We start from the raw sequence: 13,173 nt of genomic DNA, 5'->3' as shown, positions 1-13,173 counted from the left end.
GAAAGTAACAAGCAGGGGTTCGCCCTCAGAACGCCTGCTCCTTGATCAGCTCAATCAAAGCCCTCAAGCCTGCTGGCACGTGGCGTCTACCTGGGTAATAGAGGCGCAACGCATCAAACGTCGGTGTCCAGTCTTCGAGTACGCTTATTAATGTCCCCTGCGCCAAGTCAGCGGACGCATTCCAATGGGTTAAATACGTCAGCCCCAACCCCGCTCTGGCGGCTTGAAGCATCAATGTCGGGTTATCCAATGTCAGTGCGCCCTGCACATCCACAGCGATGCTTTCACCGTGACGTTCAAACTCCCAGCGATAGATCGCCCCGCTGGGCATCCGGCTGCGGATGCATTCATGCGTATTCAAATCCAGAGGGCTGAGGGGAGCGGGGTGATTGGCAAAGTAGGCCGGACTGCCCAGGACGGTAAACCGCTGGGGCGGGCTGATATCGACCGCAATCATGTCTTGAGGAACGCTGTGGCCTAGACGAATACCTGCATCGAATCCTTGGCCCACGATGTCGACCAATCGACCTTCCGTAACGATATCCAGCTTCATCTGTGGATAGCGACGCATGTACTCCAGCAGCAGTGGCATCACCTGCTTCGCCGCACCCGCGGAAGTATTGAGCCGCACTGTGCCAGTGGGTGCTGCCTGACGATTGCCGGCTTGCTCAAGCGCTACACGTATCGTCGAAAGCGCAGGCGTGATTGTGCTGACAAATTCAGCGCCTACTTCCGATAGCGATACGCTACGCGTCGTACGGTTAAACAACCGCACTCCCATCCGAGCCTCAAGTGCGGCGACTGAATGGCTCAGTGCCGACGTCGACACGTTCAACTCTGTGGCCGCAGCCCTGAAGCTGCGGTGCCGCGCGACAGCCAGCACGGCTTCCAGTTCGTTCAGTCCGGATGTGTTCATTGTCCTGGATAGCTCATCAAGTCATGCGGTTTTGTACGGATTATCAGATCAATCATAGTGGCTTACCGTGGGGCATACCAACTGTATGCCTCCGGAGTCTTCATGCATCAGGTCGATCAGATCTATATCAATGGCCAATTTGTCACGCCCCACGGGGAAGAGCTTTTTGACCTGTTCAACCCCGCCAACGCTCGGCGTATCGGCCAGGTCCGCCTCGCCGATGAGCAGGATGCTATCAGCGCCATCCGTGCAGCAAAGCAGGCATTTCCCGCGTTCTCGCGCACGCCGAAAGCCGAACGTGTCGACGCTCTCAAGCGCATGCATGCCGCGGTTGCCTCTGTTGAGACGCAGCTGACAGAGGCGATCATCGAGGAATATGGCGCACCGGTTTCCCGTGCGGTGTGGATGGCCAAGCATGCCGCAAGCGTCCTGCTAGACATGGCGAATGTGCTGGATGACTATGCCTTCACACGCCGCCTCGGCATCGCCGAGGTCACCCTGCAGCCTCTCGGTGTTGCGGGACTCATTACGCCCTGGAACAGTAACGCCGGCTTCATCTGCGGCAAGCTGGCCGCTGCATTGGCTGCCGGCTGTACGGCAGTGATCAAGCCAAGTGAGATGAGCGCCATCCAGACCGCCATCGTCACCCGCGCGTTGCATCAAGCAGGCCTGCCACCCGGCGTCTTCAATATTGTCACTGGGCGTGGGGAAACCGTAGGTGCCGTGCTGAGTACGCACGCCGACATTGCCAAGGTCTCATTCACCGGCTCTACTGCCGTCGGTAAACAGATCCTGAGAGCCGGGGCTGAAACGCTGAAGCGCATTACCCTGGAGTTAGGTGGAAAGTCGCCGGTATTGATACTCGATGATGCGGATCTGCAAAAAGCCATCCCCATGGCACTCCAGGCCGGGTTCATGAACAGTGGCCAAGCCTGCATTGCCGGCACCCGTATCCTCGTACCTGCTCATCGCTTGGCTGACGTAGAAGCGCTGATGGTGGAAGAGGTTGCAAAGTTTCAGGCGGGCGACCCCAATGACCCGGCTACCAGCATCGGGCCGATGGTCAGTCTCAAGCAATGGCAACGGGTTCAGCGCTATATTCAGGTCGGCATCGAAGAGGGCGCGCACTTACTGGCGGGTGGCCCCGGCTTGCCGGAGGGCATTGGCGCCGGCTGGTTCGTCAGGCCTACGGTCTTCAGCCGTGTCACCAACCAGATGACCATTGCGCGAGAGGAGATCTTCGGCCCCGTGCTGTCGATCATCACCTACAGCGATGAAGAAGAAGCCCTGACAATTGCCAACGACACGCCTTACGGGCTGCAAGCCTACATTCTGTCTTCAGCCCCACAAAGAGCCCACGCGCTGGCGGCCCGTATCGATGCCGGTCGCGTACTGATCAACACCCTGGCCCATGAACCCCGCGCGCCGTTTGGTGGCTTTAAACAGTCAGGCATCGGCCGCGAGTACGGCACGTTCGGTTTGGAGGCGTTTCTGGAGCCAAAATCCGTTCTCTCCTGACAAAACAGCATGCCGTTGGGGAAATCAATGCAAAGTGTTTCTGCATTTTTGGTATGGTGCAGCACATTTTCACAAGGATTGATCTTTATCCGCAGGATGCGGCGTCGACCTTCTTCAACGAGATGCTGTAGAAATGCCTGAACCGATACCGATCAAGGATCACGAAAAAGAAAACCGCCTGGTCAACAAGCGTCTGCTCGCCTGCGCGTTGCTGGTGATTGGCATCACCTGCGCCCTGGTGGGCCGGATGTATTTCCTGCAGGTGGTGCAGTACGACTATCACTCCACGATTTCCGAGAATAACCGTGTCCACGTGTTGCCGATTACGCCCACCCGCGGGCTGATCTACGACCGCAATGGCGTGGTACTGGCTGACAACCGCCCCAGCTACAACCTGATAATCACGCGCGAGCGCACCACCGACCTCAAGGGGGAGCTGGACGCCATCGTCAACCTGCTGCACCTGCCCGCCGAAGACCGCGCGGTGTTCGACAAAGCGTTGAAACAGGCGCGCCATCCATTCGTACCGGTCACGCTGTTTTACGAGCTGACAGAGGAGCAAATTGCCGTATTGGCCGTCAACGAGTTCCGCCTGCCCGGCGTCGACGTTGAGCCGCAATTCGTTCGCCATTACCCGCTGGGCGCGCACTTCGCTCACTCGATCGGTTACGTCGGTCGGATCAACGAAAAAGAGTCCAAGGCCCTCGACTCCGTGGAGTATCGCGGTACCCAGTCCATCGGCAAAACCGGCATTGAGCGCTTTTACGAGTCCGAGCTGCATGGCCATGTCGGTTATGAAGAGGTCGAGACCAATGCCCAGGGCCGCGTGTTGCGCGTGCTCAAGCACACCGACCCGATCCCCGGTAAAAACATCGTCTTGAGCCTCGACGTCAAACTTCAGGAAGCGGCAGAAGAAGCTTTGGGTGACCGCCGTGGTTCGGTGGTCGCACTCGACCCGCAAACCGGCGAAGTACTCGCAATGGTCAGCAAACCAAGCTTTGACCCGAACCTGTTCGTCACCGGCATCAGTTTCAAGGAATACGCGGCGCTGCACGACTCCATCGACCGCCCGCTGTTCAACCGTGTACTGCGCGGGCTCTATGCGCCGGGTTCGACGATCAAGCCGGAAGTGGCCATCGCCGGCCTCGACAGCGGCGTAGTGACTGCGCAAACCCGGGTGTTCGACCCCGGTTACTACCAGTTGCCCGATTTTGACCACAAATACCGCAACTGGAACCACAGTGGCGACGGCTGGGTAGACATGGACGCAGCCATCATGCGTTCCAACGACACGTACTTTTACGACTTGGCGCACAAGCTTGGCATCGACCGCCTGCATGATTACCTGGCCGAATTCGGCCTCGGTCAGAAAGTCTCCCTGGACATGTTCGAGGAGTCATCCGGCCTGATGCCGTCCCAAGCCTGGAAGCGTGCGACACGGCGTCAACCCTGGTTCCCGGGTGAAACCGTGATCCTGGGTATCGGTCAGGGCTATATGCAAGTCACGCCGCTGCAGCTGGCCCAGGCCACTGCACTGATCGCCAACAAAGGTGTGTGGAACCGGCCGCACCTGGCCAAGACCATCAACGGCGTGCCGCCGGTGGATGAAAACCCGATGCCCAACGTAGTCCTCAAGGACCCGCGTGATTGGGAGCAGGTCAACCACGGCATGCAGCTGGTGATGCACGACCCGCGCGGTATCGCCCGGGCGGCGGCCGTTGGCGCGCAATATCGGATTGCGGGCAAGAGCGGTACCGCGCAAGTGGTCGCGATCAAACAGGGTGAGCGTTACAACCGTAACAAGACCCTGGAGCGCCATCGCGACAACGCCTTGTTTGTCGGCTTCGCGCCGGCCGAACACCCGAAAATCGTGATCTCGGTGATGATTGAAAACGGTGAGGCCGGTGGCCGTGTGGCAGGCCCGGTGGTGCGGCAGATCATGGACGCCTGGCTGCTCGACCAGGAAGGTCACCTGAAGCCGCAATATGCGACCCCAGCCAAAGCCCCCGGCGACCCGCACGTTTGATTCAGGCTTTCCATTCGTCCCATTGCTCAACGCCCTCATGTGCCAGCCATGGCACATCGTGGGCCGTCCAGATATGCGCGGTGGGCCTGACGCCCGGGTCATCATCCAGCGTGGCCACCCGCACAATCACATGGGGCTGATGCCCGCGCTCGGCCATCAGGTGTGAGCCGCAACGTGAGCAGAAATGCCGGCGTTTTCCCGGCGATGATTCAAAGGCCGACAACAGCGCCTCGCCCTGCGTCCAGCGAAAATGCTCGCGCATCACCCCGGCGGTGGTCACGAACGCGGCGGCATGCACTTTGCGGCAGCTGTCGCAGTGACAGTGGCTGATCGGCATGTCCAGGCTGTCCACCTGATAACGCACGGCTTTGCAGAAGCAACTTCCATTCAACGGGTCAGTCATAAACGTATTGCCTGATCAAGGACGGAGTCATCATCATCGCGTACACCCCAAGGTTGCGCATTGGTCGATGTCGCCTACTGTCAATGGAGGAGGTGACTTATGCACGTATTAGATCGCATCGAACGGAAAGTCCTGCTCAACGCGTCAGGTAAACAGGTCTGGGAAGCACTGACCGATGCCGAGCAATTCGGCAGCTGGTTCGGTATCGCCCTCAAGGGCAAAACCTTTGTGGCTGGGGAAACCCTCGAAGCACCGATCACCTACCCCGGCTATGAGCATGTGGTGTGGAAGGCCAGGATCGAACGCATCCTGCCACAAACCCTGTTCTCATTCTGGTGGCACCCCTTTGCGGTCGAGGAGGGCGTCGACTACGACAAGGAAACCCCGACGCTGGTTGAGTTCACCATTGAGGATCGTGCGCCGGGCATTCTGCTGCGGGTCGTCGAATCCGGGTTTGACGCGGTGCCCGAGGCGCGCCGCCAGAAAGCCTTCAAAATGAATTCGCGGGGCTGGGACGAGCAAATGGGCAACATCGAAACCTATCTGAATCAGGCCCGCCGCGCCTGACCTGAACGGGCACCGTAAGGGTGCCCGTCGTTTATTCCGTATCAGCCTTCGTGAGCCGTGGTGATTTCCAGGGTATCAGTGAAGGTCACCAGCACACTCTGCCCGACCTTGAGGTCTTTGAGCCCGGCGCGGACCTCCGGTTTTTCAACGTTGAGCACCTTTGTCACACCGGTCGGGTTTTCCAGGGTGACCTGGTTTTTCTTCAGGTCGATGTGGGTGATCTTCAGTTGCACCTGAACTTGGCGGAACGCTGCTCCACCGGGGTTCGGGTTATCGGCAGTGGCACGCACCACGCCAGTTTTTTCGCTGGCATCCGGCGCGCTTTTGTCGATATCAGTGTCGAGTACGGCCGCCACCGAATGAGTGGTCAGCACTTTCACCTGGTCGCCCACCTTGAGGTTGCCCAGGTCCTTGGCGTCATCGCTGAGCTGCACATGCACCGGGTTTCCCTGGGCGCCCGCAAGCACCACCTGGTGATTGGCGGCATCAACCGACAGCACTTTGGTGGTCACTTCATCGGCTTCAAGGGACCTGGACAGCGGGATATCGGCAGCGTGGGCGGCGAGGTTGCCGGCGGACAGGAGGGTGACCAGGGCGATGGCCTGGCGCAAGGAGCGGGATACTTTCATTGAGCAAACTTCCATGTGAGAGAAGCCCTGAGTCTAGTGGCGAGTCAGCGATGCGCAAATCTGCTGACCCGCCGCCGATTAACGCGGTTAGAAATCCACCGTCGCCGACAACTTCGCCACGCGCGGGTCGCCCTGGGTCAAATAACCGCCCAGTGCCGACTCCCAGTACTTGGTATTGCCGACGTTCTCCACGGTAGCGCCCAAGGTCACATCACGCTGAGCGACCTTGAAGTTGTAGCGCGCGCCCACGTCGAAACGGTTCCAGGTCGGCAGGCTCAGGGTGTTCGCCGCGTCGGCGTATTGGCCGCCGGTGCGCAACATCCGGCCGTTGAGGCTCACACCTTGCAGGCCGGGCACATCCCAGTCTACGCCGGCGTTGAGTTGGAACGTCGGCACGCCGATGGCACGATTGCCGTCGTTGGCGCCGTTTTGGGTGCCATTCACTTCGGTATGGATAACCGTCGCGCCGCCCAGCAGGCGCAGGCCGCTGACAGGCTCACCGAAGACGTTCAGCTCCACGCCTTTGTTGACTTGCTCACCCTGGAATACAAAGGTCGCACCACCGTCTGCATTGAGCTGGGAATAGCCTTGGGTCGGCTGCTCGATGCGGTACACACCCAGTGTTGCCCCGTAAGTGCCCATGTCGAGTTTGACGCCGGCCTCGGTCTGTTTCGAGCGAGCCGGGGCGAAGGTCTGGTTGCCGTTGGTGACGGTGGCGCCACCAAACGTGGTCGGTGCCGTCGGCCCTGACGCCAGGCCTTCGATGTGGTTGGCGTAGAACGACACGTGGTCCCACGGCTTGAATACCAGGCCATACACCGGCGTGGTAATGCCCTTGTCGTAGTTGGCGGTGCGCTCACCGGTCCCATACGCGTAGCCCTGCACCACCAGTTCCTGGCGACGCAAGCCAGCGGTGACGAGCAAGCGGTCGTCCATGAAGCCGAGGGTGTCCGACACTGCCGCGCTGCGGGCGAAGGTCTTGGCGGTGATGCCTGGGTCGTTCAGGTCGCTGCCGGCGGTGAAGTCGCCCCTGGCGGGCGGAGCCACATCGACCGGGTTATAGATATTGGTCGCTTGGGTGCCGGAGGCAAAGTCGAAGGCATTGCGCGACTGGGTCCAGATGCCCGTCAAGCCGAGGTTCAACTTATGGCTGACCGAGCCGGTCTGGAACTTGCCGTTCAAGCCGGCCATCAGGCTGGTGTTGTCTTCCTGGTGGGCGATACGCGAGCCGCTGAGCGTGGCATTGCCGAGATTGTCGATGACCGTGAGCGACGAATAGCGGCCAATTTCATTGGTGTGCTTGGCGCCGCCCGCGACGTAGGCGGTCCAGTTGTCATTGAGGTCGTATTCGCCACGCAGCATGCCAAAGGTGTCTTCGAGGCTGGTGGTGCCCCAGTTCGGCGCGTAGTTGGTGTCTGCCGACGGCGGTTTGGGGACGCTGGTCAGCCCGCTGCCGAGAAACACCGAGTTACGCCCGCCGTTGACCTGTTGCTTCTGATAAACAAAGTCCCCGGACAGGCGCAGGGCGTCGCCGCGATAGTCCAGGCCGACCGAAAACAGCTTCGAACGCTGGTTTTCGTCGTCGATGCCCGTGTCGCCTTCGCGTTGGGAGATGTTCACCCGCGCGCCAAAGCGGTTGTCTTCGCCGAAACGCTGGCCGATGTCCAGGTGTTCACCGACCCGGCCATCGCTGCTGATGTCGGTGCTGAAGCGGCGCAAGGGCAGGTCATCAGCCCGCTTGGGTTGCAGGTTTACGCCGCCGCCGATGCCCGAGCCACCGGGCGTCACGCCGTTGATAAACGCGTTGGGGCCCTTGAACACTTCGACGCGTTCGAGGGCGTCGGTGGACATCAGTTGGCGTGGGAGGATGCCGTACAAGCCATTCAGCGAAATATCGTCGCCATTGAGGGGCAGGCCACGGATCACGAACGCCTGCGACTGGTTTGCAAAGCCCGACGCTTGGCGCACGGAGGAATCATTGAGCAGCACATCGCCGACAGTTTCGGCTTGCTGGTCACGTATCAATTTCTCGGTATAGGAGGCCATGCTGAACGGCACGTCCATGATGTCCTGGTTGCCCAGCACACCCAACTGGCCGCCGCGGGCCACCTGGCCGCCGGCGTAGACCGGGGGCAGGGCGTTCGGTGCGGGGGCCTCGGCATTGATGTTGGTGGCACCCAGTTCCAGCGTATTGCCGCTCTGACGGTTGTTCGCATCCTGCGGGGTGGCAGGGGTTGCGGCGTGAGCAGTGAGGCTCAGGGAGCAGCACAGGGCGAGCAGGGTAGGGCGAAACGGTACGGACGGTCGGGTGCAGGTGGGCATGGTCGATCCTGACGGCGAACCGTCAATGTGAGGAAAAAGGGCAACAACGGCTGCGCTTCCTCACTGCGCGGATACGACTCCGGTGCAAATGATAGTAATTGTTATTAGTATCTTGCAACAAAATTATCGGAATACAGTCTGCGTGCGCGTTAACGTGCCGCGTTTGAGCGGATGCCGAGTAGAATCACGCCCTGAAAGCGATTCCTGAGGTGCGGTACGGTGGATTTACAGCAGGGTTTTGTCCTGACCCGGCATTGGCGCGATACCCCGGCGGGCACGGAGGTCAGTTTCTGGCTGGCCACCGACCAGGGCCCGAGGTTTATCCGCCTACCCGTGCAAACGTCGGTGATGTTTATCCCCGAGGCCCATCGCAAACCGCTGGACTGGCTGCTCAAAGGCGAGCGCGATATCGAATTGCGCCCGTTGCAGTTGTGCGATTTCCACCACCGTCCGGTCCTCGGCCTTTACACCCGCCAGCACCGTCAGTTGATGGACCTGGAAAAACGCCTGCGCGCTGCCGGTGTGGACGTCTACGAAGGCGACGTGCGCCCGCCCGAGCGCTACATGATGGAGCGCTTCATTACCGCCCCGGTGTGGTTTGGCGGCACGCCGGATGCCAGCGGCGCGCTGTCCGACGCGCAGATGAAGCCAGACCCCGACTACCGCCCGCCGCTGAAACTGGTGTCTCTGGACATCGAGACCACCGCCCAGGGGGATCTCTATTCCATCGCCCTCGAAGGCTGCGGCGAGCGCCAGGTGTACATGCTCGGGCCGCCGAACAAAACCGACGCGGTGGACTTCAAGCTCGACTACTGCGACACCCGCGCGCAATTGCTCGAACGCCTGAATGAATGGCTCGCCACCCACGACCCCGACGCGATCATCGGCTGGAATGTGGTGCAGTTCGACCTGCGTGTGCTGCATGAACATGCCCAACGCCTCAACGTGCCGCTGATGCTCGGGCGTGGCAACGAGCCCATGGCCTGGCGCGAGCACGGCAGCCGCAATCACTATTTTGCAGCAGCGGCGGGGCGGCTGATCATCGATGGCATCGAGGCGCTGCGTTCGGCCACCTGGAGCTTCGAATCCTTCAGCCTGGAAAACGTCGCGCAAACCTTGCTCGGCGAAGGCAAGGACATCTCCACGCCGTACCAGCGGATGGACGAAATCAACCGCATGTTTGCCGAGGACAAGCCTGCCCTGGCGCGCTACAACCTCAAGGACTGCGAGCTGGTCACGCGGATTTTCGCCAAGACCGAACTGCTCAAGTTTCTGCTGGAGCGGGCCAGCGTCACCGGCTTGCCGGCCGATCGCAATGGCGGCTCGGTCGCGGCCTTCACTCATTTATACATGCCGCTGATGCACCGCCAGGGTTTCGTCGCGCCGAACCTGGGCGACAAACCGCCCGAGGCCAGCCCCGGTGGTTTTGTCATGGACTCACGCCCCGGCCTCTATGAGTCGGTGCTGGTGCTGGACTACAAAAGTCTTTACCCGTCGATCATCCGCAGCTTCCTGATCGACCCGGTGGGCTTGATCGAAGGCTTGAAATACCCCGACGACAGCGCGTCGGTAGAAGGCTTTCGCGGTGCGCGTTTTTCGCGTACCCGCCACTGCCTGCCGTCGATTGTCACGCGCGTCTCAGAAGGTCGCGAAGCCGCCAAGCGCGAACACAACGCGCCGCTTTCCCAAGCCCTGAAAATCATCATGAACGCTTTTTACGGCGTACTCGGCTCCAGCGGTTGCCGGTTCTTCGACACACGGCTGGCCTCTTCGATCACGATGCGCGGCCATCAGATCATGCGCCAGACCCGCGAACTGGTGGAGGCCAAGGGGTACGAGGTGATCTACGGCGACACCGACTCCACCTTCGTCTGGCTCGGCAGTGCGCATTCCCAGGAGGACGCTAGCCGTATCGGCCAGGCCTTGGTGCAGCACGTCAATGAGTGGTGGCGCGCGCATTTGCACAGTGAGTTCGGTCTGCAAAGCGCGCTGGAATTGCAATACGAAACCCACTTCAGCCGTTTCCTCATGCCGACCATTCGCGGTGCGGAAGAGGGCAGCAAAAAACGCTACGCCGGTTTGGTGGTGCGCGGCGACGGCAGCGAAGAGATGGTCTACAAGGGCCTGGAAACCGTGCGCAGCGACTGGTCGCCCCTGGCGCGGCAGTTCCAGCAGGAACTCTACCAGCGCATCTTCCATCGCCAGCCCCATCAGGATTACGTGCGCGAGTATGTGCGGCGTACGCTGAGCGGTGAACTCGATGAATTGCTGATCTACCGCAAACGCCTGCGTCGCAAGCTGGATGACTACGAGCGCAACGTGCCGCCGCATGTGCGCGCCGCGCGCCTGGCCGACGACTACAACGACCGCCTCGGGCGACCGCGCCAGTACCAGCGCGGCGGCTGGATCAGCTACGTGATCACGGTCAACGGCCCAGAGCCCCTGGAAGTACGGCTGGCGCCGATCGACTACGACCACTACGTCACCCGGCAATTGCAGCCGGTGGCCGATGCGATCCTGCCGTTCGTAAACGATGATTTCGGCACGCTGGTCGGCGGGCAAATGGGCCTGTTCTAAAACGCTTGCCCCCGCACGGTCAGCGCCTGCACTCTTGCTCACTGACGACCACCCCCAGACGGCGCAGCGTTCCATGACCCAGATCACTCTGACCGGCACCACGGTCGAACTCCAGCCCCTGCACCCTGAACACGCGAGTGCCTTGCTCGCCGCTGCCGCCGACGGTGAGCTGTGGCAGCTCAAGGTCACCAACGTGCCCGGCCCGGACACGATTGACACGTATATCGACACCGCCTTGGCCGGACGCGACGCCGGCAGTGTTATCCCGTTCACTGTCGTGCGCCGCGACACCGGCCAGGTGGTGGGCAGCACGCGGTTCTGGAAGGTTGACCGGGTCAACCGCAAACTGGAAATCGGCCACACCTGGCTGGCGCAATCCACGCAGAAAACCGCGATCAATACCGAGGCCAAGCTGCTGTTGCTGACCTACGCGTTTGAGGTGCTCGATTGCGTGCGCGTGCAATTCACTACCGATGAACTCAACGAGAAATCCCGCACCGCGATCCTGCGCCTCGGCGCCGTGCAGGAAGGTATCGTGCGTCACGAACGCATCATGCCCGACGGGCGCAAGCGCAACTCGGTGCGCTTCAGCATCATTGATTCGGAGTGGCCGCAGGTGAAGGCCAGCCTGCAGGCTAAATTACTGCGATAAGGAGGAAACGCCCATGTACACGCTCTATGGCACCGACGAATCCGGTTCCTGCATGATCGAAATCGCGCTGCAGCGTTGCGCGGTGCCTTGGCGGCGGATAGACGCAAGCTCCTGGGAAGACAGCGAGGGCAGCGACGCCCTGTCGCGCATCAACCCGCTCAAACAGATCCCCACCCTGGTCACGCCCGATGGCCAGGTACTGACCGAAAGCGCCGCCATCCTGATCCACTTGGGCCTGGAATTTCCCGCGTCCGCTCTGCTGGCGGGCAACCGCGCCCAGATCATCCGGGGCCTGGTGTACATCGCCGCCAATTGTTACTCGGCGATCGGCATCATCGACTACCCGCAGCGTTGGCTGGGGGAGGCGGATCAAACCGTGCAGACACAATTAACCACCGGCACCCGCCGCTATCTGCATCAAGCCTGGGTGGTGTTTGCCGATCAGTTCGCCGACCAATTGTTCGCCCCCGGCCAGGTGCCGAATGCACTCGGGATCATGGCAGCGGCGGTGTCGCGTTGGGATGAGGCGCGGGAAGTACTGCGCGCCCTGGCGCCAAGCTTTGCCCAGACCCTGGCGCAGGTGGATGCCGACCCGCTTGTGGCCCCCGTGTTCGCGCGGCATTGGCCGGCGTGGGAAGGCTCGTGATGTTTCCGCAATCAGAAGAAACAATGACCGTTGAACCTGCCCAGCCCCTTGCGTAGCGGGCGTCCTGACCTACGCTTTCTTAAAGTGGTGTAGGAATCATCCTTGAATTTGACTGTCGCAGACATGAAACTCAAGAACCCTGCATGGAATTCAAAGGAGGTGCGCATGCTCATCCGGTCGCTGACCCTGGCTACCTTGATGGCTTTTACGGGGCCGCTGTTGGCCGCTGATGATATCAACCCGCTCAAGCAGGACCTGGGCAAGTCGCGGCCGCTGGTGGTCGTGGAACTTGACTCCGGCAACCCGACCTTGGCCACCCTCAAGAAACAACTGGACGAACCTGCGACCAAGCAGTCCTTTGAAGAGCGCAGCATGGTGCTCTACACCGTGTCTTTTGGCAGCATCGGTGCCGAAGGCGAGAAGTTCGCCAAGGACGCGAAGGACAACAAGAAGCTCACGCCGCCTGAAACCAATGCGCTGATCCGTGCCCTCAAGCTGGGCGCCGGCAGTGGCACCAAGGTGATTCTGGTGGGCAAGGACGGCGAGAAGAAAGTCGAGAAGACGGTGCCACCGGATGCCCTCGATTTGAAAGAGTTTTTCAGTGCTATTGACCAGATGCCAATGGCTGAAAAAGAACTCGCCGCGCCGGTGGCGCCTGAGCCTGTTGCGGCGCCTGCGGGCAAGGGGGCTAAAGCGGTCAAGCCTGCCAAGGCGGGTAGCAAGCCGGCGGCGCAACCGTTGGATGATTGAGTCCTGGGTGCATATCCGTTTTTTTGGTGATGGCGGGTAGGGGTTCCGCTCTTACAGCGGCTCACTTTTGATAGAGCGCAAAAGTAAGCAAAACGCTCTTGCCCCTCCACTCGGCACCTCGCCTAGGCTCGGTGTGCCCTCACTCCGGCTTGAATCCGTGGGCCGCC

11 protein-coding genes are annotated in these 13,173 nt (G+C 60.8%); 7 read left to right on the top strand and 4 right to left on the bottom strand.

Annotated features, from left to right (window positions below):
- Positions 1 to 25: 25 nt before the first annotated feature.
- Entirely contained in the window at positions 26 to 916 is an 891-nt protein-coding gene (locus WBB95_RS10150; protein ID WP_424487459.1) for a LysR substrate-binding domain-containing protein, read from the bottom strand.
- Positions 917 to 1,018: 102 nt separating this feature from the next.
- On the opposite strand from WBB95_RS10150, the gene WBB95_RS10145 reads away from it, so the two are divergent.
- Together WBB95_RS10145 and mrdA are read left to right on the top strand one after the other, a co-directional pair.
- The gene (locus tag WBB95_RS10145; RefSeq protein ID WP_424487458.1) at positions 1,019 to 2,434 is read left to right on the top strand and encodes an aldehyde dehydrogenase family protein; all 1,416 of its coding nucleotides are present in this window, start codon (positions 1,019 to 1,021) and stop codon (positions 2,432 to 2,434) included.
- Positions 2,435 to 2,567: 133 nt separating this feature from the next.
- The gene (gene mrdA, locus WBB95_RS10140; RefSeq protein WP_424487457.1) at positions 2,568 to 4,460 is read left to right on the top strand and encodes a penicillin-binding protein 2; all 1,893 of its coding nucleotides are present in this window, start codon (positions 2,568 to 2,570) and stop codon (positions 4,458 to 4,460) included.
- Between the two features lies 1 nt (position 4,461).
- Here mrdA and WBB95_RS10135 read toward each other — a convergent pair whose 3' ends face one another.
- A complete protein-coding gene (locus tag WBB95_RS10135; RefSeq protein ID WP_424487456.1) occupies positions 4,462 to 4,863 on the bottom strand; it encodes a GFA family protein in 402 nt (133 codons plus the stop codon).
- Positions 4,864 to 4,962: 99 nt separating this feature from the next.
- Here WBB95_RS10135 and WBB95_RS10130 point away from each other — a divergent pair, with 99 nt between their 5' ends.
- Positions 4,963 to 5,430, top strand: coding sequence for an SRPBCC family protein (locus WBB95_RS10130; RefSeq protein WP_424487455.1), 468 nt, complete (start codon positions 4,963 to 4,965; stop codon positions 5,428 to 5,430).
- Positions 5,431 to 5,471: 41 nt separating this feature from the next.
- Here WBB95_RS10130 and WBB95_RS10125 read toward each other — a convergent pair whose 3' ends face one another.
- Both WBB95_RS10125 and WBB95_RS10120 read right to left on the bottom strand, forming a co-directional pair.
- Complete coding sequence (locus WBB95_RS10125; RefSeq protein WP_424487454.1) at positions 5,472 to 6,059, bottom strand: hypothetical protein; 588 nt, start codon at positions 6,057 to 6,059, stop codon at positions 5,472 to 5,474.
- A gap of 87 nt (positions 6,060 to 6,146) precedes the next feature.
- Positions 6,147 to 8,381 carry a TonB-dependent receptor gene (locus tag WBB95_RS10120; protein WP_424487453.1) on the bottom strand — a complete coding sequence of 745 codons (2,235 nt, stop codon included), beginning with the start codon at positions 8,379 to 8,381 and terminating at the stop codon, positions 6,147 to 6,149.
- A gap of 219 nt (positions 8,382 to 8,600) precedes the next feature.
- Between WBB95_RS10120 and WBB95_RS10115 the strand changes: the two genes are divergently transcribed.
- From WBB95_RS10115 to WBB95_RS10100, 4 genes are all read left to right on the top strand, one after another.
- The gene (locus WBB95_RS10115; protein WP_424487452.1) at positions 8,601 to 10,958 is read left to right on the top strand and encodes a DNA polymerase II; all 2,358 of its coding nucleotides are present in this window, start codon (positions 8,601 to 8,603) and stop codon (positions 10,956 to 10,958) included.
- A gap of 73 nt (positions 10,959 to 11,031) precedes the next feature.
- A complete protein-coding gene (locus WBB95_RS10110; protein ID WP_424487451.1) occupies positions 11,032 to 11,610 on the top strand; it encodes a GNAT family N-acetyltransferase in 579 nt (192 codons plus the stop codon).
- Positions 11,611 to 11,623: 13 nt separating this feature from the next.
- Positions 11,624 to 12,256 (top strand): glutathione S-transferase N-terminal domain-containing protein, encoded by a 633-nt coding sequence (locus tag WBB95_RS10105; RefSeq protein ID WP_424487450.1) that lies wholly within the window; start codon positions 11,624 to 11,626, stop codon positions 12,254 to 12,256.
- A 165-nt stretch (positions 12,257 to 12,421) separates the two neighbouring features.
- Entirely contained in the window at positions 12,422 to 13,006 is a 585-nt protein-coding gene (locus WBB95_RS10100; RefSeq protein WP_424487449.1) for a DUF4174 domain-containing protein, read from the top strand.
- Positions 13,007 to 13,173: the final 167 nt, after the last annotated feature.

Origin of the sequence: Pseudomonas sp., assembly GCF_049645325.1 — a bacterium.
GTDB lineage: Bacteria > Pseudomonadota > Gammaproteobacteria > Pseudomonadales > Pseudomonadaceae > Aquipseudomonas.
The sequence above is the reverse complement of the archived record's forward strand: the minus strand, read 5'-3'. Positions and strand labels throughout refer to the sequence as shown.

Bases quoted from the DNA above. Each gene is read 5' to 3' on its own strand.
- WBB95_RS10105 (WP_424487450.1), top strand. From the start codon at position 11,624: ATGTACACGCTCTATGGCACCGACGAATCCGGTTCCTGCATGATCGAA.
- WBB95_RS10135 (WP_424487456.1), bottom strand. From the start codon at position 4,863: ATGACTGACCCGTTGAATGGAAGTTGCTTCTGCAAAGCCGTGCGTTAT.
- mrdA (WP_424487457.1), top strand. From the start codon at position 2,568: ATGCCTGAACCGATACCGATCAAGGATCACGAAAAAGAAAACCGCCTG.
- WBB95_RS10150 (WP_424487459.1), bottom strand. From the start codon at position 916: ATGAACACATCCGGACTGAACGAACTGGAAGCCGTGCTGGCTGTCGCG.
- WBB95_RS10100 (WP_424487449.1), top strand. From the start codon at position 12,422: ATGCTCATCCGGTCGCTGACCCTGGCTACCTTGATGGCTTTTACGGGG.
- WBB95_RS10145 (WP_424487458.1), top strand. From the start codon at position 1,019: ATGCATCAGGTCGATCAGATCTATATCAATGGCCAATTTGTCACGCCC.
- WBB95_RS10110 (WP_424487451.1), top strand. From the start codon at position 11,032: ATGACCCAGATCACTCTGACCGGCACCACGGTCGAACTCCAGCCCCTG.
- WBB95_RS10125 (WP_424487454.1), bottom strand. From the start codon at position 6,059: ATGAAAGTATCCCGCTCCTTGCGCCAGGCCATCGCCCTGGTCACCCTC.
- WBB95_RS10130 (WP_424487455.1), top strand. From the start codon at position 4,963: ATGCACGTATTAGATCGCATCGAACGGAAAGTCCTGCTCAACGCGTCA.
- WBB95_RS10120 (WP_424487453.1), bottom strand. From the start codon at position 8,381: ATGCCCACCTGCACCCGACCGTCCGTACCGTTTCGCCCTACCCTGCTC.